This is a genomic window from Bradyrhizobium sp. BR2003 (genome assembly GCF_009720285.1).
GTDB lineage: Bacteria > Pseudomonadota > Alphaproteobacteria > Rhizobiales > Xanthobacteraceae > Bradyrhizobium > Bradyrhizobium elkanii.
This window is the reverse complement of the sequence record NZ_SMYJ01000017.1, coordinates 117,514-143,263: the sequence shown is the minus strand read 5'-3', so window position 1 is coordinate 143,263 and position 25,750 is coordinate 117,514. Positions and strand designations below refer to the sequence as shown.

Below are 25,750 nucleotides of genomic sequence, written 5' to 3'. Positions count from 1 at the left end.
AAATGCAGGTGTTCCTGACACAGGTACTGAATGGCCTCCAGCTCAGTATGCTGGTGTACCTTCTTGCCGTGGGCCTCACCTTGATTTTCGGTTTGATGAACATCCTGAATCTCGCGCACGGTGCGTTTTTCACGCTGGGGGCCTATTGCGGCGTTGTCGTTGCAAATGCCACGGGCTCATTCTGGCTCGCGTTGCTGCTGGGGCCGCTGTTGCCGCTTGTGCTGGGTGCCGTCCTCCAGTCGATGCTTTTGCAGCCGCTCGCGGAACGTGGTCGATCCACCCATCTTGATCTCGCGCTGCTCACGTTCGGCCTGCTGTTCGCGACGGCCGGGGCCGTTGAATGGTTGTTCGGGTCCGCTTTTCTTGCCGTTCCGACTCCGCCGGTGCTGGCGGGCCATGTTAGCCTGCTTGGTATTTCCTACCCGGTCTACCGCCTGTTCATTATCGGCGTCGGACTCGCGGTCGCCACCGGGGTGACCTTCGTCTTCGACCGGACGCTGCTCGGGGCAACGCTGCGCGCCGGTGTCGACGACCGCGCGATGGTGACCGCGTTGGGCGTGAACATCAACGCGCTGTTTGCGGTGGTCTTCGGCCTCGGCGCGGCCCTGGCCGGCCTCGCTGGGGTCATCGCTGCACCGCTCACCAGCGTCTATTCGCAAATGGGTATCACCATTGTGGTCGAGACGTTTGTCGTGGTGGTGGTTGGCGGTCTGGGCAATCTCAGAGGCTCGTTCTATGCGTCGCTGATCGTCGGGATGACGAATGCGATGTCGCAGGCCTATCTGCCCGAGGTCGAGATGTTCGCGATCTATGCCCTTTTGATTGGCGTCATGATCGTCCGCCCGCAGGGCATGTTCCGCAATGTGGAGCGCGTGGCATGAGCGACGAGGTCACCATCGTTCAAACGACGGCGCCAGACAGAATCTCTCCCGCGGCCCAAGTCCGCCGAGCTACGCTTGTGCTGGCCGCTTCGGCCGTTCTGGGCGCACTGGCGCTTCCCTGGCTGTCGACCTCCTACGCCACAACGCTGGCGATCGAGATCATGGTCGCAGGAGTATTTGCTTCGGGGATAAACCTGCTTGTCGGCACCACCGGGCTGGTTTCGTTGGGGCAGGGAATGTTCCTGGGCCTCGGCGGCTACGGCATCGGACTCGGGACGACAGTGCTCGGGCTGCCGTTGTGGCTATCGGTCCCTGCGACCCTGGTTCTGGTTGCGCTGCTGGCAGCCGGGATTGGCGCCGTCTGCACGCGTACCCGCGGCGTCGAATTCCTGCTCATTACGCTCGCGTTTTCGCAGATGATCTACGGTGCCGCGATCAAGCTCCGGTTGACCAACGGTTCGGACGGAATGTCGGGCATCCCACGCCCCGATCTTGGCTTCCTTGGGCTGAATGCCGATAGCCCGGTGGTCTTCTACTACTACATTCTCGTGGTTACGGTTCTAGCCGTCGCAGCCGTTTGGCGGGTCGTGGAGTCGCCGTTCGGGAGCGTCCTGGCCGCCATCCGCGAAAGCGAACGACGCGCGGTAGCCATGGGGTACACGGTGAGCAGCTACAAGATCGGCGCCTTCGTTGTTGCAGCCGTCACCTGTGCCGTCGCCGGCATCCTTCAGTCTCAATATACCTACTTCATCAATCCGGATTCGATGAGCTGGCAATTGAGCGGCGAGGGCGTCCTGATGGTCATCATCGGCAGTACGACGACGGTGGCTGGTCCGCTGGTTGGCGCGGCCGTCTTCGTCCTGGCGAAGCAGGGGCTCAGCGTCCTTACCACCGAGTACATGCTGTTCTTCGGGATTTTCTTCATGCTGGTGGTCGCGTTCTTTCGCAATGGCGTGGTTGAGGCATTGAAATCGGCCTTTCGGAGCAGGCCATGAGCACGCTCGAGGTCAGAAATCTGCACAAGGCGTTTGGCGGGCTCGATGTCATCTCGAACCTCAATTTGGCGGTACCGCCAGGGCAGCGGCGCGCCGTGATCGGGCCGAATGGCGCGGGAAAGACCACCTTCCTCAACCTGATCACCGGTTGGCTGACACCGACCAGCGGTGAGGTGCTGGTTGACGCGCAAGTCGTCGCAACTCATCCGGAGAAAGTAACCCAAGCCGGCATTGCACGCTCGTTCCAGCGCAACATGCTGCTTGAGAATCTGACCGTTATGGAGAATCTCAGGGTCGCCTGCCAAGCCTTTGATCCGCGCCGCCGCGTCTTCTGGCGTTCGAAGCGAGAATTCGGAGGTCTGTTCGAGAAGGCCCGGCAGGCCGCAGAACGGATGCACCTGGCCGACATCCTCGAGGTACCGGTCACACATCTTTCCTACGGCCAAAAGCGGCAGCTCGAGGTGGCGCTGGCACTGTGTGCGAATCCCAAGATCCTGCTCATGGACGAACCCGCGGCCGGGACTTCGCCGCAAGAACGGGCCCGGCTGATCGATCTTATCAATAGATTGCCGAAGGAGCTGACGATCCTGCTGGTCGAGCACGACATGGATGTCGTTTTTGCGACCTGCGACATCATCACCGTGCTCAGCTATGGCAAGGTGCTGGCCACAGGCACCCGTCGCGAGATTCAGGAGAATCCGGCAGTCATCGAGGCTTACCTGGGGCGCCGTCATGCTAGAGGTTGAAGACCTCCACGCCTATTACGGCGACAGTCATGTGGTCCAGGGCGTGTCACTTAGCGTCGCCTCGCGCGAATGTGTGGCGCTTCTGGGCCGCAATGGGGCCGGGAAAAGCACGACCCTGAAGGCCATCGTCGGCCTCGTTCCGTCACGCAAGGGCAAAGTGGTGTTTGGCGATCGCCGGATCGAGCGGTTGCCGACCTATCGGGTTGCGCGGACAGGCATTGCTTATGTCCCGGAAGATCGCGGCATCTTTCCGTCGGTAACGGTCGATGAACACCTCGGCATGGCGCTGAAAGCGGCCCGCGGTCGCCGGTCGAGAAAGACCGCGGAGTATGTCTACGGGCTATTCCCGCGGCTCGCCGAGCGGCGCAGCAGTCTCGGCGGCCAGTTGTCTGGCGGGGAGCAACAGATGCTGGCGATCGGACGGGCACTTGTTTGCGGTCCCGACCTTCTCATCCTGGATGAGCCGAGCGAAGGATTGGCGCCGGTGATCGTCGACCATCTGGCCGACGTCCTTAAACTGATCAGGGACGAGGGCACGCCCATTCTGCTGGTCGAGCAGAACTATCAGCTCGCACTGCGGCTCGCGCGCCGAGCCTATGTGCTGAGCCAGGGTTGCGTTCAATTCGCCGGAGCGATGGCTGCGCTGGATTCCGATGAAGCACTGCGCCGCACGTATCTGAGCATCTGACAATTCGAGGCACTTACAGAGTTCTGAAGCCAAAAAAGGAGAGTTCAATGCCGGGACCACTGAACGGCGTTCGTGTGCTGGACCTGACCGGTGTCGTATCCGGGCCATTTGCGACGATGTTTCTCGCAGATCAGGGGGCCGATGTCCTGAAGATCGAGCCGATCGGAGGCGACATCACGCGCCGCAGCCGGGCGACCATTGACCGGGCGGGCGAGTTTTCCGCGCTGTTCATCTCTTCCAACCGAGGCAAGCGCTCGCTCTCCGTCGATGTCAAGTCCGGCGCTGGGCGCGACATCCTGGCGCGGCTGGTCGCCCAAGCGGATGTCCTGGTACAAAATTTCCGCCCGGGAACCATGGAGCGGCTCGGCCTCGGCGCGGACGACCTGCGGACGCGCCATCCCCGCTTGATCTACGTGTCGATCAGCGGGGTGGGGGACCATGGCCCCTACGTCAAGAAGCGGGTTTATGACCCGATCGTCCAGGGCCTGTCCGGCTTCGCGGACATCCAATCGCAGCCGGTGACCAACCGGCCGCAGATGATCCGCACAATCGTCTGTGACAAGACGACAGCGGTGATGACCGCGCAGGCCGTGGCCGCTGCTCTGTATGCGCGGGAAAAATCGGGACATGGGGATCACATCCAGATCGCGATGCTGGATGTCATGATCTCCTACCTTTGGCCGGAGGGCATGATGCAGTACACGGTCGTCGGCAAGGAGCAGACCGCCGCCGACCCCAACGACCGGCCCGATCTGGTCTTCAAGACGCTCGACGGCTTCCTGACCTGCGGCACCATCTCGGACTCGGAGTGGCAGGGGTTCTGCAACGCCTCGGGCGATCCGGAACTCGTCAAGGACGAGCGCTTCGCGACGCCGACCGCTCGCTCGTTGAATGCCACGGCGCGGATCAACAAGATGCAGGAGTATATCGGCCAGCGCACCACGGCAGAATGGCTCGAGCGGCTAGACGCGGCTGATGTGCCGTGCGCGCCTATCCTGCGCCGGTCGGAAATCGTCGAGAACGAGCAGGTGGTCGCCAGAGGCATCATTACCGAGTTCGAGCAACCGGGCGTTGGGCGTGTTCGGCAGCCGAAGCCAGCTGCCCAGTTTTCTTTGAATCAATCCGCGATCGGCGGACCGGCGCCGCGGATCGGCGAGCACAGCCGCGAGGTGCTTTCCGAGCTCGGATATTCCGATGCCGAGATCGAAAGAATGATCGCGGACAAGGCCGTACGGGTTGCGATCATAAAGGAGCACGAACATGCCTGAGGCAAAAAAAGTTGCATTGCTGGTGGGCGCAGGCGACGCCATCGGAGCTGCCGTCGCAAGGCGCTTCGCGCTGGGCGGCTTTGCCGTCTGCGTGGCGAGGCGGGATGCCGCGAAGTCGGATCAACTCGGCGAAGAGCTCAGGCGTGAGGGCTCTGACTTCCGGGCCTTCTCGGTCGATGCGCGCAGCGAGGAGGCGGTCCAAGGACTGTTCACGAAAGTGGAACAGGAGGTGGGACCAATCGAGGTCTGCCTGTTCAATGCCGGATCAAACGTGAACAAGCCGTTGCTCGAAACCACCGAGAAGCTCTTCACCAGAGCTTGGGAGCTCGCCTGTTACGCCGGATTTCTCGTCGGCCGGGAAGCCGCACGGCACATGATCCCGCGCGGGCGCGGTACGATCCTGTTTACGGGGGCGACCGCCAGTCTGCGCGGCGGAAAGGGCTTTGCGGCGTTCTCCGCAGCCAAATTTGGACTGCGAGCCGTTGCGCAGGCCATGGCCCGTGAACTTGGGCCGAAGGGCGTTCACGTCATGCACCTCATCATAGACGCAGGCGTCGATAGCGCGGCCATCCACGAACGCATGAAAGCTGCGGGTGTGGATCTCGCCACCATCAAACCTGACAGCTTGACCAGAACATCCTCGATCGCTGAGGCTTATTGGTTCGCCCATCAGCAGAGCCGCGATGGCTGGACGCATGAGCTCGACTTACGGCCGAGCGTGGAGGCCTGGTGACATGGATCCCAATATCATCCTTTGGGGAGTCGGGACGTCTCGCACGATCCGCCCGCATTGGGCGTTGCATGAGCTCGGGCTCAAATACGAAATGCGCCCCATTCAACCGCGCACGGGTGAGACCAAGACGGCTGAATTTACCGCACTTAGTCCGCGACAGAAAATTCCACTGCTTCAGGACCACAACCTCACAATCGGCGAAAGTGCCGCGATCGTTGCCTACCTCGCGCGTCGCTATGGGACCTGCGAGAATCCGCTGATGCCGCTGGATGCCGATGGTTACGCCAAGTGGCTGGAGTGGTGCTTCTTCATCGTCACCGAGCTCGATTCAACGAGCCTGTATGTGATGAGGCGGCATGGTACGGTGAAGGGGTTGGCGCACATCTACGGTCATGCGCCAGAGGTCGTGCGGCAGGCCGGTGAGTACTTTCGTGGCCAGCTACGAAACGTCGATGTCGCATTGCGCGATGGGCGAACCTATCTCATGGGCGACCAATTCACGACGGCGGACATCCTTCTCACGACGTGCCTTACCTGGGCGATCGACTATGGCGTAGGGATTTGCGATAGCGCAGTCCCATACCTTGAACGAACAACAGCGAGGCAAGCTTACCTCGCCAGTGAGAAGACGAACTGTGCGGCATCATAGGTGGCTTCTTGATGGACTCGAGCGCGGGCTTAAGCTCGATCGGTTAGGAGGACCCGACTTCACGACGTGTGCACCGGTAGATCAAGAGCAATCTCACGACAGCCAACGTGAGCAGGCTGGTGACACATGTGCAGGACCTAAATTTCTAACCTCTGGAAGTCGCGCGCCGGGTGTCGGCGGATCATCGGAAGCGCGGGTTTGACTCCCACTCTTCCCGTCCCAGGACGCATCTTGCACGGTCCAAAGCCCAAGCAGCAGGGGTGCAGCAGGGGCGGCCTAGCGATTGGAATCGGGACTCAGAGCTGGACCGTGCAACGTGCTAGAAACCATCATGTCGGTTGGTAGCCGACCCAAAGCAGACATCCGGGCCAGTAACGATTGTTAGTCGAAGCAACGCAGGTATCCGCCCACGTCTCCCTACTTTCGTCAATTTTGTTGGCCAAGTCAGATGCGGACCTTTTGCCGTAGCGTGGCCGTTGAAATCACGCGATCGATGTTTTCATTCCAAATGATTTGCAGGACGGATAATGAGGAACGCAACACTGGTTGCCCTCGGCTTGCTGGCGGCGGGAATGTGGTCACAAGACAGCGCGAGATGTCAGACCTCGCTTTCCCCTCCGCTTTCGATTGCGCCGCCGCCGTCGAACGAGGGAGCGGCATCTAGGGCCGCAATTAACAGCGTCTGGGCCCCGACAGCGACTGCCAAGAGTTCGGCGCCCCGAGCCGCTCAAGATTTACTGCCGCGCTCGACTGTCCCACGATCTGCCACTGTCGAGCAAACGCCCTTGGAGCCCGACAGCGCTCTGCAAGCACAAGTGACCGATAGGTCGCCGCCGTCGGCCAAACTTGCCCCCGATTATGATGGTTTTAGCGTCGGCATCGACGACGATACGTCAGGCCGGGCGACGCGGCCGGTTAGCTCGCACCGGGCAAAGCGTCCCGCGCTCGACCAAGAAGCCGATCATGTCTCCGGGGACCAATCGGTCGATTCTGGGGACGATAACAAGCTAAAGGGCAAGCTCACGATTTGCCGCGGCTGCAAGTAATAGGTGTCGCTCCAGGCTGAGGGTAGATTGGCCCCTCATTGTTCTGGAAGTCTTTTCGGCGCGCGAGTTATCGCGCGGAGCGGATTTCGAAGCGACTACGGGGCGTCGCTTGTTGACTCAACGAGCCCCGTTGTTTCCTCGATGGGGAACAAGTTTCCAATAGATCACAGCCATCCGAGGGAATGTCGGTTGCTCGCTTTCTCGTGGCGGCGCTCTCGTTCGCGGCCTATTGGTGGAGGACTGCAATCAATGATTTTGAGTCCAGTATTTTCGTTCTGACGTGCTGACTGATCACAGCGGGAAATGACAACGGGGCCAATTCCTTCGAGCCGTGGGGCAAATCGCGACATGAATTTTGAAGCGCCAGCGCACTGGGCACCACCTGCGTGCCAACGTCGCCCCCCTTGCGTCAGTTGGGGCGGTGCAGCGGTTTGTCGGAGAATAGACCTGAAGTAATTGGCCGATGCAAAGACAAAGCGACTGATGCAGTGCGGACGTCAACCCGCCTGCTTATCCCACCTTCTCAGGCAAAATCGTGGGGCGCGGAAAAGCGCCTCGCTGGTCCAGACAGCGCAATGGCACACCCGGCATGGCATGAAATCACCCGGAGTTTGGCAGGATATCACCTTGCCGGATGGGGTCCGTATTCTAATGCTCCGAGCCTGGAGAGGAGACAGCCCGAGCCTTGAATCTAAGCGGCGTAACGCGCGCAGATGGGCACGGCGATCAGCAAATGTCTCGGGAGGAGGAATCGGATGCTTCAACTGTCGCCGGACCGCACGCGAAAAATCCTTGCCGATGCCGCGTTCAGGGAGCTCGTCTCGGGACGCGCGCGGCTGCGGTGGGGGCTGTCCATCCTGACGCTGCTCATGTTCTTCGGCTTCATCGCCTTAGTCTCGGCCGCGAACGCCGCGCTCGGCGCGAGTGTCGCCGGTAGCGCGATGCCGCTCGGCTTCGCGCTCGCGCTTCTCATGGTCGCGGCGGTCATCGCTTTCACGGGCTTCTATGTTCAACGCTCGAACACGCACTTCGACGAACTCGCGCGCACCGTCAGGCGGGAGCTCGGACTATGATCGCCAGATCGCTGCTGATCGCGCTGAGCGTGGCGTTTCCGTTTGCCGCGGCGGCTGACGAAGTATCCCCTGCAAGGGCGCGCGGGCCCGACTGGATCGCGGTCGCAATGTTTCTCATGATCGTCGCCGTCACGCTCGTCATCACCTGGCGCTCGGCCGGCAGCACCGGATCGAAGGCCGGCTTCTACACCGCCGGACACGCGATCACGCCGGTGCAGAACGGCCTCGCGACCGCCGGCGATTTTCTGTCGGCGGCAGCCTTCCTTGGCATATCCGCGCTGGTCTATGCCAACGGGTTCGACGGCTTCATCTACGCACTCGGGTTTCTCACGGGATGGCCGATCGTGCTGTTCCTGATGTCGGAGCGGATGCGCAATCTGGGCAGCTACACGTTTGCGGATGCTGCCGCGTTCCGCCTGAAGCGGACACCGGTCCGGCTGGTCGCAGCGACCGGAAGTCTCGTCGTCGTCCTGTTCTACCTGATCGCGCAGCTGATCGGGGCCGGCAAGGTGATCCAGCTCCTGTTCGGCATCAACTACATCTTCGCCGTGCTCGGGGTCGGCGTGCTGATGATCCTCTATGTGATCGTCGGCGGTATGCAGGCAACCACCTGGGTGCAGATCACCAAGGCCGTGCTGCTGCTGTGCGGCGGAACGCTACTCGCGCTGGCGGCGCTGTGGCATTTCGACTTCAGCCTCGGACGGCTGCTTTCGGCCGCAAGCCACGTCCATCCCAAGGGGGCTGCCATTCTCGTCCCGGGCGGCCTGTTTGCCGAGCCGGTGTCCGCCATCTCGCTTGGTCTCGCTTTGGTATTCGGCACAGCCGGCCTGCCGCACATCCTGATGCGGTTCTTCACGGTGAAGGATGCCGCGGCCGCCCGCAAATCGGTGTTCTATGCGACCGCCTGCGTGGCGTATTTCTGCTGGATCATTCCGGTTCTGGGCTTTGCCGCCGCGGCGATCCTGATGACCGAACCGAGCTACTTCAATGTCGCGGCGTCCGGGCAGTTCAACAAGATTGCCGACTTGGTTGGCGGGCCGAACATGGCGTCGATCCATCTCGCCCATGCGATGGGCGGCCCGCTGCTGCTCGGGTTCATCTCGGCCGTGGCATTTGCGACCATCCTCGCCGTCGTCGCCGGCCTGACGCTCGCCGGCGCGTCCGCCGTCAGCCATGACATCTATGGCCAGGTGCTAGCGGGCGGCAAAGCACCGGAAGCGCGCGAGTTGTTGGTCTCGAAGATATCGGCCGTCGCCATCGGCGTCGTTGCGGTTCTCCTCGCCTATGCCTTCGAGAACCAGAACGTGGCGTTCATGGCAGGACTTGCGTTGTCGGTGGCCGCGAGCTGCAATTTTCCAGTGCTTGCGATGGCGATGTTCTGGCGTGGCACCACCACACGCGGTGCCGTCGCCGGCGGCCTCGCCGGGCTGGTCGCATCGGTCCTGCTGGTCGTGCTCAGCAAGACGGTCTGGGTCGCCGTCCTCGGTTTTCCGACCGCGCTGTTCCCGTACGACAATCCAGCGCTGGTCTCGATGCCGCTCGCCTTCCTGTTCGTCTGGCTGTTCTCGGTAACGGACTGCAGCGAACGCGCGGCGCGCGAACGCGAGGCGTTCGCGGCGCAGTTCATCCAATCCGAGATCGGAACGGCTCTGGCCAGCGAACGCCCGGCGCTCGCCGCCGCGGCCTCGTGACATCGGGGAGCCTGGAAGACAGCATGGCCAACGCGTCTCAACTCGACGAGACCCACGACCCGGCACGGCGCAGCTTTGTCGAGGCGGCAAATAGCGACGCGACCGACTTCCCGATCCAGAATTTGCCACTCGGCGTCTTCAGCACCGCGGCTGACCCCCAGCCGCGGACCGGCACCGCAATTGGGGATTTAGTCTTCGACCTGAAGCGAGGGCTCGGTTCGGATGAGCGCCTCGCGGCGCCGATCCGCCAGGCCCTCGGGCAGGGGACGCTCAATGAGTTGTTCGCGCTCGGACCTGTGGCGATGCGGGAGCTGCGCCGCCGTGTCGCCGATCTGCTTGGCCAGGGCAGCGCGGCCAATGACACCAGGCGCTGCGCGTCCGAGCTGCTGACGCCGCTCGCCGACGCGACGCTGTATCTGCCCACACGGGTCTCGAACTACACGGACTTCTATGCCGGCATCTATCACGCAAAGGCGGCGGGTGCGCTGCTGACGCCGGAGAACCCGCTTCCCGCGAACTACAAATGGGTGCCCATCGCCTATCACGGCCGTGCATCGTCCGTGCAGGTCGGCCGTGGGATCGTGCGGCGGCCGCTCGGGCAGCGTCCGCCCACGGTAGCGGGCGGTGCGCCGGGCTTCGGCCCGTGCGAACGGTTGGATTTCGAGCTCGAGATGGGCTTCTACGTCGCTGCTGGCAACCGGCTCGGCAAGCCCGTCCCGATTGCCGAGGCATCGCAGCAGATCGTCGGCTATTCGCTGCTGAACGATTGGTCAGCGCGCGACATCCAGCGCTGGGAGATGTTTCCGCTCGGACCGTTCCTCAGCAAGAGCTTTGCCACCTCGGTGTCGCCTTGGGTCGTCACGTCCGATGCGCTGGCGCCGTTCCGCATCGCGGCGCTGGCGCGGCCGGACGGCGATCCGCGTCCGCTCGATTACCTGTTCGACACGACCGATCAGTCGCTCGGCGGGCTCGACGTTCATCTCGAGGTCCTGATCTCGACGGCCAAGATGCGCGCTGCGAACCAGCCCGCGGCGGCAATTCTCACATCCAATACCAAATATTTGTATTGGACACCTGCGCAGATGGTCGCGCACCACAGCATCAACGGTTGCAATCTGCAGCCGGGCGACCTGATCGGCACCGGCACCATCTCGGGACCGAGTGCGGCCCAGCTCTCGAGCATGCTCGAGTTCACCGCCGCAGGAGCGAGGCCGGCCGTGCTTGCGAACGGCGAGCGCCGCGGCTTCCTCGAGGACGGCGACGAGGTGACCTTCCGCGGCCGCAGCAGCCGGGAAGGTTTTGCGAGCATCGGGTTCGGCTCATGTGTCGGCCGGATCGGCCCAGCCGATGCCGTTATGGCCGGAAGTAACCACGCCTGACAGCGCGAGGCTAATATGGAGTGTCAATCGCTGCTCATCCACGCACATCTTCAGATGGGAGCGGTCGACCCGGACGATGTCCGCTTGGGACAGCTCGTGACCTTGGCGGTTGGACTGTCGCTGCTCCTGGTCACGCGTCTGGCGATGCTGCTGCTCGCGGCTCTGTAGGGTGACGGAAGTCGGACGGCGAACGGCTTGTCCATTTCTTGAACGCCTTACGAAAGCTGGTCGCATCGGCAAAGCCGACGCGCTCGGCGACCTGATCGATGGCCAGATGGGTATTCTCCAGCAGTTCCGTCGCAATCGACCGCCGCATCTGATCGACGATCGACTGGAACGACTGCCCGTCCTCCGCAAGCCTGCGGTGGAAGGTTCGCAACGACAGCCCGAGCTGCGATGCGATCTCCGGCGCGCCGGCAAATCGGTTGGGACTGTTGAGGCAGGCGGCCCTGATCCGCCTGACCAGCTCGGATTCGCCGGGCCGCTCGGTCATGACGACGTCGCAGAGCTGGTGGCAGATCTTCGCGGTGATCGGGTTCGCGTTGGGGCAGGGCAGATCGAGCACCTTGGCATCGAAATGCCATTCCATCCGATCGGCGCCGAAGTCGATCGGGCAGTTGAACATCCGCTCATAGTTGCGCCAGTGCACGGGGGCCGCGAACGGAAAGATCATCCGTTTGCTCGGAAACGGCGATTCGAGGATACGGCTGAACACCGCGGTCATCGAGCTGCGCCAGAATTCCGCGGCGAACGGCAGCAGCTCGCCCAGGGGATCGAGCCCATGGCTGCGCAGGATCGCCGTGGTTCCGTGCTCGATCCGGAAGCTGATCTGCCGCACCGCCGGCCCCGCCATCGTGACGTGATCGAGCGAGAACATCAGCGCTTCGCCGAATGTGCGGCTCGACACCAGCGCATAGCCGTAAATGCCGTAATCGCTGATGCGTTGCCGGGCTCCGGCGAGCAGCCCGATGTCGGATCGCTTCGCCAGCCGCATCGCGTTGCGGTAGATCGCCAGCCGCTGGCGGTGCGAGATCCGGGCGTGGGGATCCTCGAGCTGGGACGCGTCGAGACCGGTCCGCGCAAACAGCTCGCGAACCGACACGCCCTGCGCCGCGAGCTCGGCGGCCAGCGCGCCGAGCCCGAGCAGGCTCTGCGTCGGCGCATCGGGATCGCTTGAGATCGGCATCACGATCTTGATCGGCTTCATGGCACGTCCTCCACGTCCGGCTGGCACAAATTGACAGGCCGACGAACGGCTCTTCCGGCCGTTTGGCAATTTTCGACATCATAATTGGCAGAGCTTGACGTTGTCACGCTTGTTATGACGGGCGACATTCAAATGGTCGGAACCGCGGGAGCTGTACGGAACGGCCCGCAAGAGGAGACGTCTGGCCGCCGTGACGCCGCGCCGAAAGCGGGGCCGGCCGGCTTTTGCATCGAGCGGAGGGAACCCAATTGGCGACGGTACTTCATGAGATGGACGGCAAGGTCGGCGTGGTAACGCTTGCGAAGCCGCCGCACAATTTGCTCGACGACCAGCTCATCAACGAGGTGGTCGGCGCCTATCACGCGGTCGTCGGCGCGGGCTGCCGCGCAATCCTGCTGCGCAGCGCGATGCGGCACTTCTGCGCCGGCGCGGAGATGGCCTCGTGGGGAACCGGCACCAAACTTCACACCGATCAGGCTGGGCTCGAAAGAGTCTGGCGCAGTCTCGAGGATGTACCGGTCCCGACCGTTGCAGCCGTCAACGGCGGCGTCCTCGGCGGCGGGCTCGAACTCGCCTTGACCTGCGACATGATCATCGCCGCGAACACCGCGTTCCTCGGCCAGGTCGAGGTGGCGGTGGGACTGTTGCCGCTGCTGGGCGGCACGCAGCGCATCGCGCAGCGGGCCGGCATCGCACGGGCCAAGGAGATCGCAATGCTCGGCCGCCGTCACACGCCGGAGGCGTTCGAGCGCTGGGGCATCATCAACCTCGTCGTGCCGGAAGCGGAATTGGGCGCATCATCGATGACCATGGCCCGACAGCTCGCGGCCGGCCCGACCAAGGTCATCGCGGGCGTCAAGATGCAGGCCAACCTGCAGGCACGCGGCGGCGTCGCGGCGGCAGACGCGCGGCAGGTCGAGATCAACGACATGATTTGGAAAGCGAAGGATCGCCAGCGCGGCGCCGATGCCTTTTTCGCGTCGGGTCCGGCAACGGCCGTCTTCGAGGGAGACTGACGATGTCGGCTGCGCCGCTTCAAGGACTGCGGGTGGTCGACTTCACCCGCGTGCTGGCCGGTCCGCACTGCACCAAGGCGCTGCGGGATCTCGGTGCCGACGTCACCAAGATCGAACCGCCATCCGGCGACATCGGCCGCGCCGGACTTCCCTATGTCGGCGGCATGGGTCTCTATTTCGTGCAACAGAACGCCGGCAAGCGGAATCTCAGCATCGACCTGAACTACGCGGAGGGGCGCGAGATCGTCGCTCGTCTGTGTAGGGATGCGGACGTCATCGTCGAGAATTTCCGTCCCGGCACCTTGGCGCGATTCGGCTTTAGCTATGATGACGTCCGCGCCTTCAACCCCGGCATCATCTACGTCTCGCTGAGTGGCTACGGGCAGTCGACCTCCTGGCGCAATCGTCCGGCCTTTGCGCCAACGGTACAGGCCGAGACCGGGCTGACCTCGATCGTGCAGGATCACTTCGGCGAGGCGCTGTCCGAGCCGCGTGGCGATTCCTGCAGTCATGCCGATGTCTACACCGGGCTGCAGGGCGTGATCGCCGTGCTCGCCGCGCTTCAGCATCGCAACCGCACCGGCGAGGGACAGCACATCGACGTGTCGATGGCCGCGACGATGCTGTCGGTCAACGAGCGCGCCGGCGCGATGATGTCGGGAATTGATACCGACGGCGAGCCGATCGCTCTGTCGGCGAACGAGTCGCACATCTTCGAGATGTCCGACGGCACCCGGCTGACGATCGCCGCCAGCCCGATCTATTCGCCGATGTTCACGCGCTACTGTGCGATGATGCGGAGAAGCGATCTGCTGGCGGATCCGCGCTACGCCACCGCCTGCCTGCGCCGGCAGAACCTCGCGCCGCTGCTCGCCGAAATCCGCGCATGGATCACGACGTTCGAGAACCTCGAGCAGTTGCAGGCGCAGGTCAGTGAAGCCGGCCTGGCGGTCGGGCGCGTGCGTACCGTCAACGAGTTCGTGGAGACCGAATGGGCCAAGGAGTGGAACGCCGTGGTCGAGGTCGATGACCGCGCGGGCGGCCTGGTCCGCATGCCGGGCAATCCCTGGATCTTCAGCCGCTCGAAACTGCCGCCGCCCGGTGTGCCAGCTCATCAGGGTGAGCACAACGAGGACATCCTTGGCCAGCTCGATTATGCGTCGGAGAGGATCAAGGATCTACAGCAGCGGAACATCCTGCTAAGCCGGCGATAGGCGTAACTTGTCCGGGCATAGCTAGAAGAGGACTTATTCTGCCGCGAAGAGAAAGGAAGCCACGGAAATCGAGAGAGGCCGCCAATAGCGGGCCTTACTTCGTGGCCTCTCCGTTTGTCTTGAGTTGACTGGGTGCGGGCTCTGCTCACGTCAAGAGCCAATCCACGCTGGCGATCGGCGGCACGAACGACACCGCCGCGACGCAGAGAAAAGCAACGCCAATGCTGTCGACGTGGCACGCCGGCATGGTACCCCTCCCACATGGTGCGCGTATCCAGGTGCCCCCTTCTTCTTGGATTGTGAGGGTCACCGGCATGGCTTTCGGATGGATCGGCTCAACCACGGCGTTGGGGTGCGTCGTAGTTGTTGCGCGGGCCGGGGATTGGCTTCGACTTTAGATTCGCTTGTGAAAGGAAGTGCGTTGATCCTGCTGCTCTCTTCCCGCGAGGCACGCAGCCTGCCATAAAGAGCGGCCATAACGGCCTCAAGGCTGTCGAGCCGCATGCGGCTGAAGAGACGATCCGACACGCGCAGCTTCTTTCTGTCCTCCGTCAACGGAAGCGTAGCGGTTGGCAAAAGAAAATAGTCGCAGATGCGGCTATTGCCACTGTCTACGTCAAAGGAGATCACGTATCGATGATGAGCCCACCGCATGTTGAGATGATTGCGAAGCGATTACGCGGCGAGATTGATCGCTAGTTTGTCACTCGTGGCTCGCATCGAGAAACGGCTCGCTCACGGACCAGAAGATCGAGCCATATACTTGGCAGTTCGAGCGGAGTGTTATCGTGTTTGCAAGACACAAGGACGAAACCAATCCATCAGCGCCAGAGCATAACCTTCAGGGACCAGACAGGGAATTCGGTGCGGCAGATCGTTAGATTTATTGGCTATCTGGGCGGTACGCTTCTCATCCTTAGGGGGTGCTTTACTTGGCGGCTTTTGGCGACCAGCCGCAGCTTCGTCGCAGCGCCTGGGCTTGAGGACGCCTCGCGCGCCCGACTTGCGGAAGCTTGCAAAGTCAAGCTCAACACGCGCCCGCAGCTATGGGCGAGGGGAATTAATCAAAACCTGGCTCGCACGAGGCGCGTCAATCACATTCGATCTCTCATGTGCACCCATGGCTGATACGCGGGATTCTGCGGCCGCGGGGTCGTCTTTGATTGGGTTTGCACATGCAGGGCAGGGGTGCGGGTCAGAGGTCGCCGCGGCCGAGCAATGCGTGCAGTGCAGCCTGCCGCATGACGGAGACGATTGACGCCTCATCCAACCCCTTCTTGAGCGTCGCAGCCGCGTTGAGCATGGAGAACACGCCCTGCGTTAGCAGTCGTGCTTCGGGCTCGGACAGGTCGGGCCGCAGCGGGATTAAGACGGCAACCCACTCTTCGGCGTACAGCGTCATCTCGCGCCGGATTCGTCTGTGGTCGTGTTCCGGAAGAGCGTGCTCGCTCTTCGTGAATATGAGCGTGCTCGGTGGTCCTTTGAGAATCAACCGGATGTGAGACTCGACCATCGCCACGAGGGCTGCCTTGGGCTCCGTCGTCGTCTCCGCGATCCGTTTTGCGATGTCGTGCACGATTTGCGTCGGCTCCTCCAGAACTGCGATCAGGAGTGCCTGCTTGTTCTGGAAGTGGCGATAAAGTCCGGGGCCGGTGATGCCGGCGCGTGCAGCGATCATCTCGACAGTGACGGCGTCGTACGAGTGCTGCAGGAACAGCTCAGCGGCGACCGCGATCAACTGCTGACGGCGCCCGCTGCTGTATGCCCGCTTGATCGGTAATGACTTCATGCTCATCGGGACGAACCGTACCACGCAGCGAGCGCGAAGCAGCGTGTGATCCCTCGCGTCCGCGTCGTCTGTCCTAAGCTGAATGAACGGATCACGTAAACATCTCGTTTTGCCCGAATGTAAATATAGAATAACTAAAATGAGTCTCCAGCAGGTCTTGAGATGAGCGTCCTGGCGTCTCATAGCACGCATTAGATCTCACGAAACTCTGATTATGTAGGTATTATATAAGCGATGCGTTCTGAGGTGCATTTGTTCGAGGGGCAGTTGACAAGGCGATTCATCGAGTCCAATGTTAGTTGAAATTAACATCTAGGTTCGAAGCTAGGTCCGAAGGAGGTGCGACGCATGCGGTTTATCTTCTTTAGCGAGGGAGAGACCCCGCCGAGGCATACCCACGCGCAGCGATACCGCGAGCTCATTGACGAGGTTTTGCTGGCGGAAAAGGTGGGATTCGACGCGTTCGGGTGCTCGGAGCAACACGTCGCGATTGGCACGGCCTCGACCTCAGCCCCCGAAGTGATCTTTCCGTACTTGATGGCGCTGACCAGCAGGATCCAATTCATCCACCTGATCACGCCGCTGCCCAAGAAGATCAATCACGCGCTGCGCGTTGCAGAGCGCCTGGCGACCGAGGATATCCTGTCCAACGGCCGCGTCGCGCTCGGCGTCGGACGCGGGAACACCACCCTCGCACTACGCGCCTTTGAGGTCTCCCCCGACGAGACTCGGGGCCAGCAGATCGAGGGCATCGAGGTCATTCGCCGAGCCCTCGCGAACGACACGTTCTCCTTTGTCGGAGAGCACTACAAGATCCCGCCGCGCAGCCTGGTTCCCAAGCACGTCCAGCAGCCCTATCCGCCGATCCTGATGGCGACCGGAAGCCCGGAGTCGGTCACCGCTGCAGCCCGGATGGGTATCGGCGCCATGATCGGTGGCGGATATAGCGGGTTCGGCTCTGTGCAGAGGATGGCCGACCTCTACGACAAGGAGCTGGCGAGCGCCGAGCACGTGTACCCCGTGCAGGCGCAGAAGGTGGCGGTCGTGTCCGGCGGAATGCACTGCGCTGAGACGAGCGAGGAGGCAGAGCGGTGGGCGGCCACCCTGGCCGAGAGCGTCGCCTTGTCCATAGATGCCTACGAGCGGCTCTCGAAGCTGTCCCGCGACTACGCCAGCCTCGGCAAGATCAAGAATGTCGACTTTAGAAACCAACGCTACTTGTTCGATGAGTCGGCCAGCTTCATCGTCGGAGATCCGAAGATTTGCGTGGCCCAGGTCCAGCGGTTCGTCGACATAGGCATCGACGCGATCGCGATGCGCGTCGACGGCCTCCCGCATCGGGAGTTGATGAAGTCCATCGAGCTGTTCGGCAATTACGTCATCCCTGCTTTCAAGAACCCTAGGTCGGTGGTGCGCAGGTCAGAGGAGATCCTTGCCGACATTCGAACTGCTCGCCCCGCCCACTACGCCGAGGTCGAGGCCTACCAGCGTGCCGCCGGCAGGACCGACGAGACCGCCGCTAAGAATGGCGTCGAGACGCATTAGATGATGGCTCCATCCACACCACATGAGAGCAAGGCGGCAACCGGGCTGCGGACGGCCAACCACGACCGCGTCGTGGTCGCGACGCTTGACAGGCCGCCCGCCAATGCCTTGAACCGTCCGCTGCTGCTCGCCATGATGGCGCTGTTCCGAGATCCTGGCGAGCGCGAGCCGCCACCGCTGGTGATCACTGGCGCCGGCGAGCGGTTCTTCTGCGTCGGCGGCGACATCAAGGAGGCGGATGCACCCGCCGCCGACCTGATCGCAGATCGGATGCGCGGATTCCACAACCTGCTCGTCGCAATGGAGCGATACCCGGCTCCGGTGATCGCCGCCGTCAACGGTGACTGCGTCGGCGGCGGCGTGGAGTGTGCGCTCTTTGCGGACGCGGTGCTCGCGGTACCTCACGCCCGGTTCGGATTTCCGGAGATCAGGCACGGCCTTCTGCCTGCGGACAAGGGCATCCAGCGCCTCATCCGACTGATCGGGACACGGGCCGCGCGTGACCTGCTGCTAAGCGGTGAACTCATCGGGGCTGATCAGGCGGCGCGGTTGGGTCTTGTCGACGCCATCGTCGAGCCGCACCGATTGATGGCGGAGGCGTTCGACCGGGCCCACGAGGCTAGGCGGCGAGCGCCTGTCCTCTATGCGGCGCTCAAGCATGCCGTCAACGACTGCAACGACATCGAGGATCAACGGCGGGCCGAAACGACGCTCGCCAAGGCTGCCGCCTGGTTCGACGACCCCGTGGCCCGGGACCTGCGTGAACGATGGAGGCAGGGCCGGGCGTCGTCGCGGCCTTCCGACGGAGCGCCGCCAGCACTCAACACCACGCCACTCCATACGCAGGCCCGGTAGACCCACTTCACGAATCGGAGCGATGACGATGATCACAAATTCAGTTTCCCCGGCCACTGCTCGCAAACGGCAGGTGCCAGTGTTGAGCGGCGTCATCGATAGTGGCATCGCCAACTTCGAGGCCGTCGAGCGAACCTTCGCCCAGATGGTGCAGGATCGAGCGGAGGTCGAGCCCGAGGAGGTTGCGTTCTGCCAATGGGACGGGATGCGCGCGATCCCGACCACGTGGGCCCAGTACGCCTCGGCTGTATGCGAGGTTGCGCTTGGCCTGGCGGCTCTCGGCATCGCGCGCGGGGACAGGGTCGCCATCATGGCGACGGGCCGGGGCGAGTGGGTCGTCACGGCGCTCGCCATCCTCTCGGCCGGGGCGATCCCGGTGGGCGTCTACCCCACGAGCGCCGCCGCCGAGGTGAGGCAGCTCGTCAGGCACAGCGAAGCTGTCGCCATGGTCGTCGGGGACGAGGCCGACGTCGCAAAGGTCGCCGCGGTCGCCCCGGAGCTTCCGGCGCTGCGGGCCGTAATCAGCTTCGACGGCGCTCCGTCAGGGTTGCCCGAGACCGTCGTCTGCAAGACTTGGACCGGCCTGCGCGAAGCCGGCCGAGCCCTCGACGAAACCAACCCGGCGCTGCTCGACTTCCTCCTCGACGGTGGGCACATCGATCAAACAGCGGCCTTGTTCTACACCTCCGGCTCCACCGGAGACCCCAAGGGGGTCATCCACACTCATCGTACCCTGCAGTACTCGATACTCGGCTCCGCCGTCCTCAACCCCGAGCTGACCAAGACCCGCCGAGACTCGGTCAGCTTCCTCGGCCTGTCACACGTCTCTCCGGCCTTGTCCGGCGTCTTCGCGCCGATCATGACCCGGTCGGTGGTGACCTTCTGCCGCCTGGACCAGAGCTCCGAGGTCCTCCGCAGCGTACGTCCTACCGGAATCGTTTGGCCCCCTCGGCTGCATGAGAAGCTGCTCAGCGCGGCACTGTCCGCCATCAAGGCGTCGCCGGCATCGTTCCAGAAGTCATACGAGGACGCGATGGCGGTGGCCAGAGAGGTCGCTGCCGCGCGCCGCCGCGGCGACGCGGTTCCTGCCGATCTGCAAGCACGCTATGATCAGGCCCATGAGCAGGTGTTCGTGCCTCTGCGCGCGAAGTTGGGCGTAGATCGCGTCAATGTCGCCTGGACCGCGTCGGGAGCAATGACTCCCGAGGTGCACGCCCTGTGGCAGATGTGGGGCGTGGATTTGCGTGAGCTGTACGGCACCACCGAGACCTGCGGCTGGGTCCTTGCGCAGTGGGACCGCGCCTTTCCACCTCCAGGATCCGTCGGCAAGGCGATGCCCGACCCGCGATTTGCGATCAGGACCAGCAGCGAGGGCGAACTGCTGGTGAAGGGGCCTCTGTTGTTCCGCGGTTACTGGAATAACCCGGAGGCGACAGCGGAAGTGATGGACGGGGAGTGGTACCGCACCGGCGACCTCGTCGAGATCGATGCCTCCGGAGAGGTCAAGCTGATCGGTCGCGCCAAGGACATCATCGTCACCAGTGGCGGCAAGACCGTTAGCCCGCAGCCCATCGAGGGGCGCCTCAAGGCAGGTCCCCTCGTCGAGGAGGCCGTGGTCGTCGGCGATGGCCGCAATTATCTCACTGTCCTCATTTGGCCGACCGAGAAGGGCGGCAGGCTCGACAGGGATGCGCTGCGTGAGGGTCTGCGAGAGTGGATCGAGCAGCTCAATGCAGAGTTGGCGCGCCCCCTTCAGCTCAAGGACTTCCGTATTGCGCCACGGGCGCTCTCGCCCGACGCGGGTGAGCTCACTTCCAAGGGCACGATCCGTCGAGCTGCGGTGCTCACCTCGTTCAGCGCACTCGTCGACGAGATGTACAGCGCCGCGGAGCACAACGAGTTCGCTGGCCAGGCGCGGCTCCAGGGGTGAGGAGGAAGGTGAGATGAAGCATCCCGAGCGACCGCGGGAGTTGCGCATCGACCACTTGACCAGCGACGAGATCGCTCGGGCGATCGCGGCTGGCGCCTGTACGGCGATCCTTCCGCTGGGCGCGATAGAGCAGCACGGACCTCATCTCCCGCTGTCAGTGGACAGCGATCACGCCGACGCCCTTGCGCTCCGTATCGCCGAGAGGTTTGGCACCGCATTGGTCCTTCCCACGGTCAGGGTGGGATGCTCGCCCCACCATCTCGGCTTCGCCGGCACCCTCTCGGTGCATCCCTCCACCTTGGAGGCGATCTGCCTGGACTATTGCAGCAGCCTGGCTGCGCACGGGTTCGCCCGTGCCGTTCTCTTCTCCGGCCACATCGGCAACTACCCGATCATGCGCGACTTCGAGCCGCGGCTGGCTGCGGCGCTCGCCCCGACGCTTCAAGTCATCATCTATGGAGACAGCGCCGCGATCCTCGACGCGTGGCGGAAGTCCGCGCAGTCGGTCGCCGGTCTGGGAAGCTGCGTTGGTGGCCACGCAGACGTGGCAGAGACCTCGGTGATGCTCGTCCTGCACCCCGAGAGGGTTCGGGCCGACCACGCGGCGGCGGGCTACCGGGGCACGGTCGATGAGGAGTTCCTGCATCGGACGTTCGTCGAAGGTATCGAATCAGTTTCGCCCAACGGTGTCCTCGGCGACCCCACAGGGAGTTCGACGTCTATCGGCCACGCCGCGTTAGACGCCGTGACTGATCTCATCCCCGAATACGTCATCGCACACGGAGCATGAGTCGCATGCCATGCATAAGCGAGCAGATGGATAGAAGAATGCTGCGCGACGCCTTCGGCGCATTCCCGACGGGCGTGGTGGCCGTGGCGGCACAGGTCGACGGCAGCCTGGTGGGTCTTGCCGCCTCCTCGTTTACCTCGGTCTCTCTCGAACCGCCGCTGGTGTCATTCTCTGTCGCGAAAGGGTCGACCACGTGGCCCGAACTGCGCCGAGCCCGCCACCTCGGAGTCTCCGTGCTTGCCGAGGACCATGGCGCACTATGCCGTCAACTCGCGGGCCCGGCCCAGGAGCGGTTCACCGGCGTTGCTTTCGAGATCACGGACAGCGGTGCGGTGATGCTCGCCGAGGGGATCGCCCAGTATGACTGCACTCTCCGCGAGGAGTTGGAGGCGGGAGATCACGTCATCGTGCTGCTCCAACTCCATGCCGTCGTCGTCCGTAGCTGCGGGCAGCCCCTCATCTTCCACCGTAGCGAGTTCGGAAGGCTTGCGTAGCTTACGAATCGTGCGGTCGATGGAAGACGTTCTTGCGCAAATTCGATTTATGCGGCCGCAGAAGTAACCCGACAAGGAAACAGAGGAAGAAATCAATGACACAGCACAGCTACAAGTATTTGATCGTCGAGAAGCGCGACAGCGGCGTCGCCGTTGTGACGATGAACCAGCCGGAAATTCTGAACGCGATCAACTGGGAGATGCATGAGGAACTGGAGCAGGTCTTTGTGGATCTCGACAAGGACGAGTCCGTCCGTGCGATCGTTCTCACCGGTGCGGGCCGCGGCTTCTGTTCGGGTGGCGATCAGAAGTCGCTCGACACGGGGCTCGGCAAGAGCAAGGGGCCGTCGCCAACGAGGGGCGGACGCCACCTGATCCGCAATATGCTTGAGGTCGAGGTGCCGATTATCGGCGCCGTCAATGGCGTTGCTGTCGGTCTAGGCGCAACACTTGCATTGTTCTGCGACGTCATCTTCGCAAGCCCGACCGCGCGATTTGCCGACACCCATGTGACGGCGGGCGTGGTGGCCGGAGATGGCGGTGCCGTGATCTGGCCACTGCTGATGGGACCGGTGCGAGCGAAGCACTACCTCATGACGGGCGAGTTCATTTCCGCAGAGAAGGCGGCGTCGATGGGGATGATCAACGAAGTCATTTCCGGCCGGGACGTCAAGGACGCAGCGATCGAGTACGCCGAGATGCTCGCCGGCGGCCCCCAGAAGTCGATCGTCTGGACGAAATACAGTGTCAACAAGATCATCAAGCAGTACGCGCACCTGCTGCTCGATACTTCGATCGCACTGGAAGCGCTGACTTTCACGTCGCCAGAGCGACGCGAGGCTGTTGCCGCATTTGCAGAGAAGCGGAAACGCTTCGCAGAGCGAGGATGAACGTCGAATCCGTTGATGCACCAGGGAGACATTACGTGAAGAATTGCGTCGGAAACGAAACGGGAATGAAGAATGGGGCTTTGCATCTGGCCATCGCAATGGTGATGACGATTGCGCTGTCGGCCTCACCGGCGAAAGCCCAGAAAAAATATGCCCCCGGCGTCAGCGATACGGAGATCAAGGTTGGTCAGACCATGCCGTTCTCTGGACCGGCATCGGCCTATGCCTCGATTGGCAAGACCGAGGCCGCCTATTTCAAGATGATCAACGATCAAGGCGGCATCAACGGCCGCAAGATCAACCTGATCCAGTATGACGACGCCTATTCGCCGCCGAAGGCGGTGGAGCAGGTGCGCAAGCTCGTCGAGAGCGACGAGGTACTTCTGACCTTCCAGATTGTCGGTACGCCTTCGAACGCAGCCGTGCAGAAATATCTCAATTCCAGGAAGGTGCCGCAGCTGTTCGCGGCCGCCAGCGCCCTGAGGTTCTCCGATCCGAAGAACTATCCGTGGACCATGGGCTATGACCCAAACAACTTTGTCGAGGGGCGTATTTACGGCCAGTACATCCTGAAGGAACATCCGGACGTCAAGATCGGCGTGCTCTATCAGAACGACGACTTCGGCAAAGACTATCTGAACGGCATCAAGGCGGGGCTCGGAGACAAGGCAGCCAAGATGGTGGTCGCGGAAGCTGCCTATGAAGTGACCGAGCCGGCCGTCGATTCGCAAGTCCTCAGGATCAAGGATGCCGGCGCCGACCTGTTCTTCATTGCCGCCACCCCGAAGCAGGCGGCGCAGGCGATCAAGAAAACCGCCGAGATCGGCTGGCATCCGGTGCAGATCGTCGATATGAAGGCTAGCTCGGTCGGCGGCGTCCTGAAACCGGCCGGGCTTGAAAACGCAAAGGGTCTCATCAGCACCAACTACGGCAAGGAGCCGCTCGATCCGCAATGGAAGGACGATCCGGGCGTAAAGCGCTATCTCGCCTTCATGGAGAAGTACTATCCGGACGGGGATAGGAGCTCGAACTTCAACACCTATGCTTACGGTGCAGCACAGCTTCTGATCTACGTGCTGCAGCAGTGCGGCGACGACCTGACGCGCGAGAACGTCATGAAGCGGGCAGCCTCGCTTGAGAATGTCACGGGCGATCTCTCGCTGCCCGGGATCACAATCAACACCTCGCCAACCGACTACCGCCTTCACAAACGGTTGCAGATGATGCGCTTCAACGGCGAACGCTGGGAGCTGTTCGGCGCAATCCTGGAGGCCACAGGGCCTGCGGGCTAGTCGCCGAGCTCCGAGGTCAAGTCGGCGGCCCGTGGGCCGTCGGTTGTTTTCTGAGGCGTCGGGATCTCACGAAGGGTCTTGCCGATCGACAGCATCGCGTGCCCGATCAGGCGCGAAACCTCGACCCCGAACCGGAACGGGCTCAGCAGCGTATGATCTTCTTGAGGATTTCGGTAAGTGTTCGAAATTCTTCCCGGATCAAGGGAGCGAATGTCTCGCTTGAACTCTCACCGACAGTTTCGATTGTGGCGTCCGCTGGTCGTCTGCCCGTGCCGTTTCGCGACGGGTATTTTTTCTGGGCATTGTCATGCACTTCAGAAAACGGGGCAGGTATTTCAATTGGCGGATGACATGCGACCAAAGATAAAGGCCACTCAGGGAAGCGACCGACGGCAATTTGCCCATTTTCTGTGAGGTTCCGGGCGCGAGGCTGTTTCTTGTTCGGTTCAGATCTCGACGCCTCCGATGCAGGCGCATGCGCAAGCGATGGGTTGCCCGCTTCGATGGAGAGGCGCTCGTGACTTTGGATCAAGCTGTTACTTTACATGGCACTTCGGATCTTGGCACAAGCGGGGAAACAAGGTGGCAATCAGCAAGACGGGTTCCGAGGATAAGGGCGGCCTCTATGGGTGGGCGAGGTTGCCGACCATTTGATTGTGTCTCGAAGTGCACGCCGCTGCGCGCTGACCAGAGATTGCGCAGCGCAATGTCCTGGCAGACGGTCCAACCGAATGAATTCAATCGAGAACACTTTCCAGGAATTTATTGACGCAATCCAGACGGCGGGCGATGCGACCGCATTTGAACGCGTTGCTGCGAGGCTAGCGCAAAGGCTCGGGTTTCAGCGATTTGCCTATCTGCGCTTGGCCGGCGACAATCCCATGCTGATCTCGTCCTACCCGAAATCCTGGACTGGTCGCTACTTTGATCTCGGATATCAGCGTCTCGACCCCGTCGTTCTTCGTGCGAGGGTTGAACGTGACCTCTTCAGTTGGGGAGGGGTGGCTCGCGCGCCCGCAGGGAATCGGGAGCAGCGCCATTTTTTCGATGAAGCGAGCACATTTGGCATCCGATCTGGAATTACTGTACCGATTCGGGGCGGCTTCGGTCGCGTGGCCGCCTTCACGCTGGCGACCAGCGAGCGCGAGATTGATCCCGACCGTCTCATTGGCGAGTGGAGAGATATCGTCCATCAGGTGGGCCTCTATTTCCATGTCCACGTCGGGGCCAGGCTTGATGCGGCGTTTGTCGCACAGCAGTCTGCCGGAAGTGAGCTGACCCAGCGCGAGCGTCAGTGCCTTGCCTGGACGGCGCAGGGAAAGACCGCCGCCGACGTTGCGGTGCTCGTGGCGATCGCCCCGCGTACTGTCGTTTTTCATCTTGAAAACGCGCGCCGGAAGCTCGGCGCAACGTCGATTGCCCAATGTGTCGCGGTGGCCTTGCGCCGGGGCCTCTTGAGCTGATCGATTTCGTTTGCCTGCACCATGGCCGACCAAGACGAGGAATGCGCTGGCGCGGGCCTGGCCAGTTGATCGTCGCATTATGCTTCCAAAATGGTCTAACGTGATCGAGCAGGGCG

22 protein-coding genes are annotated in these 25,750 nt (G+C 62.5%); 20 read left to right on the top strand and 2 right to left on the bottom strand.

The genetic code is table 11. The features are described 5' to 3' along the window. The first annotated feature begins 2 nt into the window (after positions 1 to 2). The 10 genes from E2I15_RS12255 (at position 3) to fahA (ending at position 11,149) form a co-directional block, all read left to right on the top strand. Entirely contained in the window at positions 3 to 881 is an 879-nt protein-coding gene (locus E2I15_RS12255) for a branched-chain amino acid ABC transporter permease (protein ID WP_137479147.1), read from the top strand. Continuing rightward, on the top strand, positions 878 to 1,876 hold the full coding sequence (locus E2I15_RS12250) for a branched-chain amino acid ABC transporter permease (protein ID WP_137479146.1): 999 nt from the start codon (positions 878 to 880) through the stop codon (positions 1,874 to 1,876). The genes E2I15_RS12255 and E2I15_RS12250 overlap by 4 nt, the downstream gene beginning before the upstream one ends. Next, positions 1,873 to 2,622, top strand: a complete 750-nt coding sequence (locus E2I15_RS12245; RefSeq protein ID WP_137479145.1) for an ABC transporter ATP-binding protein — start codon at positions 1,873 to 1,875, stop codon at positions 2,620 to 2,622. The genes E2I15_RS12250 and E2I15_RS12245 overlap by 4 nt, the downstream gene beginning before the upstream one ends. After that, on the top strand, positions 2,609 to 3,310 hold the full coding sequence (locus E2I15_RS12240) for an ABC transporter ATP-binding protein (protein ID WP_137479144.1): 702 nt from the start codon (positions 2,609 to 2,611) through the stop codon (positions 3,308 to 3,310). The genes E2I15_RS12245 and E2I15_RS12240 overlap by 14 nt, the downstream gene beginning before the upstream one ends. A 47-nt stretch (positions 3,311 to 3,357) precedes the next feature. Continuing rightward, positions 3,358 to 4,578, top strand: coding sequence for a CaiB/BaiF CoA transferase family protein (locus E2I15_RS12235; protein ID WP_137479143.1), 1,221 nt, complete (start codon positions 3,358 to 3,360; stop codon positions 4,576 to 4,578). Continuing rightward, positions 4,571 to 5,311, top strand: coding sequence for an SDR family NAD(P)-dependent oxidoreductase (locus E2I15_RS12230; RefSeq protein WP_137479142.1), 741 nt, complete (start codon positions 4,571 to 4,573; stop codon positions 5,309 to 5,311). Before E2I15_RS12235 ends, E2I15_RS12230 begins: the two co-directional genes overlap by 8 nt. 1 nt (position 5,312) lies before the next feature. Continuing rightward, positions 5,313 to 5,960 carry a glutathione S-transferase family protein gene (locus tag E2I15_RS12225; protein WP_137479141.1) on the top strand — a complete coding sequence of 216 codons (648 nt, stop codon included), beginning with the start codon at positions 5,313 to 5,315 and terminating at the stop codon, positions 5,958 to 5,960. A gap of 1,801 nt (positions 5,961 to 7,761) precedes the next feature. Beyond that, a complete protein-coding gene (locus E2I15_RS12220; RefSeq protein ID WP_170991536.1) occupies positions 7,762 to 8,079 on the top strand; it encodes a DUF485 domain-containing protein in 318 nt (105 codons plus the stop codon). Further along, positions 8,076 to 9,770, top strand: a complete 1,695-nt coding sequence (actP, locus tag E2I15_RS12215; protein ID WP_137479139.1) for a cation/acetate symporter ActP — start codon at positions 8,076 to 8,078, stop codon at positions 9,768 to 9,770. The genes E2I15_RS12220 and actP overlap by 4 nt, the downstream gene beginning before the upstream one ends. A 23-nt stretch (positions 9,771 to 9,793) precedes the next feature. Further along, on the top strand, positions 9,794 to 11,149 hold the full coding sequence (gene fahA / locus E2I15_RS12210; RefSeq protein WP_137479138.1) for a fumarylacetoacetase: 1,356 nt from the start codon (positions 9,794 to 9,796) through the stop codon (positions 11,147 to 11,149). Between the two features lie 130 nt (positions 11,150 to 11,279). Here the strand turns inward: fahA and E2I15_RS12205 are convergent, their stop codons facing one another. Beyond that, positions 11,280 to 12,356 (bottom strand): AraC family transcriptional regulator, encoded by a 1,077-nt coding sequence (locus E2I15_RS12205; protein WP_137479137.1) that lies wholly within the window; start codon positions 12,354 to 12,356, stop codon positions 11,280 to 11,282. 248 nt (positions 12,357 to 12,604) lie between these two features. Between E2I15_RS12205 and E2I15_RS12200 the strand changes: the two genes are divergently transcribed. Then, positions 12,605 to 13,372, top strand: coding sequence for an enoyl-CoA hydratase/isomerase family protein (locus E2I15_RS12200; RefSeq protein WP_137479136.1), 768 nt, complete (start codon positions 12,605 to 12,607; stop codon positions 13,370 to 13,372). Positions 13,373 to 13,374: 2 nt separating this feature from the next. After that, on the top strand, positions 13,375 to 14,586 hold the full coding sequence (locus E2I15_RS12195; RefSeq protein ID WP_137479135.1) for a CaiB/BaiF CoA transferase family protein: 1,212 nt from the start codon (positions 13,375 to 13,377) through the stop codon (positions 14,584 to 14,586). Positions 14,587 to 15,781: 1,195 nt separating this feature from the next. On the opposite strand, the gene E2I15_RS12190 is transcribed toward E2I15_RS12195, so the two are convergent. Further along, positions 15,782 to 16,381, bottom strand: coding sequence for a TetR/AcrR family transcriptional regulator (locus E2I15_RS12190; protein ID WP_137479133.1), 600 nt, complete (start codon positions 16,379 to 16,381; stop codon positions 15,782 to 15,784). Between the two features lie 342 nt (positions 16,382 to 16,723). On the opposite strand from E2I15_RS12190, the gene E2I15_RS12185 reads away from it, so the two are divergent. From E2I15_RS12185 to E2I15_RS12150, 8 genes are all read left to right on the top strand, one after another. Continuing rightward, positions 16,724 to 17,920, top strand: coding sequence for an LLM class flavin-dependent oxidoreductase (locus tag E2I15_RS12185; protein ID WP_137479132.1), 1,197 nt, complete (start codon positions 16,724 to 16,726; stop codon positions 17,918 to 17,920). Further along, entirely contained in the window at positions 17,921 to 18,775 is an 855-nt protein-coding gene (locus tag E2I15_RS12180) for an enoyl-CoA hydratase/isomerase family protein (protein WP_137479131.1), read from the top strand. 22 nt (positions 18,776 to 18,797) lie between these two features. Further along, positions 18,798 to 20,705 (top strand): AMP-dependent synthetase/ligase, encoded by a 1,908-nt coding sequence (locus tag E2I15_RS12175; RefSeq protein WP_137479130.1) that lies wholly within the window; start codon positions 18,798 to 18,800, stop codon positions 20,703 to 20,705. A gap of 13 nt (positions 20,706 to 20,718) precedes the next feature. Next, positions 20,719 to 21,495, top strand: a complete 777-nt coding sequence (locus E2I15_RS12170; RefSeq protein WP_137479129.1) for a creatininase family protein — start codon at positions 20,719 to 20,721, stop codon at positions 21,493 to 21,495. 38 nt (positions 21,496 to 21,533) lie between these two features. Next, positions 21,534 to 21,989, top strand: a complete 456-nt coding sequence (locus tag E2I15_RS12165; protein ID WP_246668084.1) for a flavin reductase family protein — start codon at positions 21,534 to 21,536, stop codon at positions 21,987 to 21,989. A gap of 95 nt (positions 21,990 to 22,084) precedes the next feature. Further along, positions 22,085 to 22,879 carry an enoyl-CoA hydratase/isomerase family protein gene (locus E2I15_RS12160; RefSeq protein ID WP_137479127.1) on the top strand — a complete coding sequence of 265 codons (795 nt, stop codon included), beginning with the start codon at positions 22,085 to 22,087 and terminating at the stop codon, positions 22,877 to 22,879. Positions 22,880 to 22,944: 65 nt separating this feature from the next. Next, positions 22,945 to 24,171: an ABC transporter substrate-binding protein gene (locus E2I15_RS12155; protein ID WP_137479126.1), complete on the top strand. Its 1,227-nt coding sequence runs from the start codon at positions 22,945 to 22,947 to the stop codon at positions 24,169 to 24,171. Between the two features lie 731 nt (positions 24,172 to 24,902). Continuing rightward, positions 24,903 to 25,634, top strand: a complete 732-nt coding sequence (locus E2I15_RS12150) for an autoinducer binding domain-containing protein (protein WP_137479124.1) — start codon at positions 24,903 to 24,905, stop codon at positions 25,632 to 25,634. The last annotated feature ends 116 nt before the right edge of the window (positions 25,635 to 25,750 follow it).

Excerpts from the sequence above, each read along its gene's own strand:
- E2I15_RS12230 (WP_137479142.1), top strand. The coding sequence starts at position 4,571 with ATGCCTGAGGCAAAAAAAGTTGCATTGCTGGTGGGCGCAGGCGACGCC.
- E2I15_RS12195 (WP_137479135.1), top strand. The coding sequence starts at position 13,375 with ATGTCGGCTGCGCCGCTTCAAGGACTGCGGGTGGTCGACTTCACCCGC.
- E2I15_RS12175 (WP_137479130.1), top strand. The coding sequence starts at position 18,798 with ATGACGATGATCACAAATTCAGTTTCCCCGGCCACTGCTCGCAAACGG.
- E2I15_RS12170 (WP_137479129.1), top strand. The coding sequence starts at position 20,719 with ATGAAGCATCCCGAGCGACCGCGGGAGTTGCGCATCGACCACTTGACC.
- E2I15_RS12150 (WP_137479124.1), top strand. The coding sequence starts at position 24,903 with ATGAATTCAATCGAGAACACTTTCCAGGAATTTATTGACGCAATCCAG.
- E2I15_RS12250 (WP_137479146.1), top strand. The coding sequence starts at position 878 with ATGAGCGACGAGGTCACCATCGTTCAAACGACGGCGCCAGACAGAATC.
- E2I15_RS12185 (WP_137479132.1), top strand. The coding sequence starts at position 16,724 with ATGCGGTTTATCTTCTTTAGCGAGGGAGAGACCCCGCCGAGGCATACC.
- E2I15_RS12205 (WP_137479137.1), bottom strand. The coding sequence starts at position 12,356 with ATGAAGCCGATCAAGATCGTGATGCCGATCTCAAGCGATCCCGATGCG.
- E2I15_RS12235 (WP_137479143.1), top strand. The coding sequence starts at position 3,358 with ATGCCGGGACCACTGAACGGCGTTCGTGTGCTGGACCTGACCGGTGTC.
- E2I15_RS12255 (WP_137479147.1), top strand. The coding sequence starts at position 3 with ATGCAGGTGTTCCTGACACAGGTACTGAATGGCCTCCAGCTCAGTATG.
- E2I15_RS12220 (WP_170991536.1), top strand. The coding sequence starts at position 7,762 with ATGCTTCAACTGTCGCCGGACCGCACGCGAAAAATCCTTGCCGATGCC.
- E2I15_RS12190 (WP_137479133.1), bottom strand. The coding sequence starts at position 16,381 with ATGAGCATGAAGTCATTACCGATCAAGCGGGCATACAGCAGCGGGCGC.
- E2I15_RS12245 (WP_137479145.1), top strand. The coding sequence starts at position 1,873 with ATGAGCACGCTCGAGGTCAGAAATCTGCACAAGGCGTTTGGCGGGCTC.
- E2I15_RS12160 (WP_137479127.1), top strand. The coding sequence starts at position 22,085 with ATGACACAGCACAGCTACAAGTATTTGATCGTCGAGAAGCGCGACAGC.
- E2I15_RS12225 (WP_137479141.1), top strand. The coding sequence starts at position 5,313 with ATGGATCCCAATATCATCCTTTGGGGAGTCGGGACGTCTCGCACGATC.
- E2I15_RS12240 (WP_137479144.1), top strand. The coding sequence starts at position 2,609 with ATGCTAGAGGTTGAAGACCTCCACGCCTATTACGGCGACAGTCATGTG.
- E2I15_RS12180 (WP_137479131.1), top strand. The coding sequence starts at position 17,921 with ATGATGGCTCCATCCACACCACATGAGAGCAAGGCGGCAACCGGGCTG.
- fahA (WP_137479138.1), top strand. The coding sequence starts at position 9,794 with ATGGCCAACGCGTCTCAACTCGACGAGACCCACGACCCGGCACGGCGC.
- E2I15_RS12155 (WP_137479126.1), top strand. The coding sequence starts at position 22,945 with ATGAAGAATGGGGCTTTGCATCTGGCCATCGCAATGGTGATGACGATT.
- E2I15_RS12165 (WP_246668084.1), top strand. The coding sequence starts at position 21,534 with ATGCTGCGCGACGCCTTCGGCGCATTCCCGACGGGCGTGGTGGCCGTG.
- actP (WP_137479139.1), top strand. The coding sequence starts at position 8,076 with ATGATCGCCAGATCGCTGCTGATCGCGCTGAGCGTGGCGTTTCCGTTT.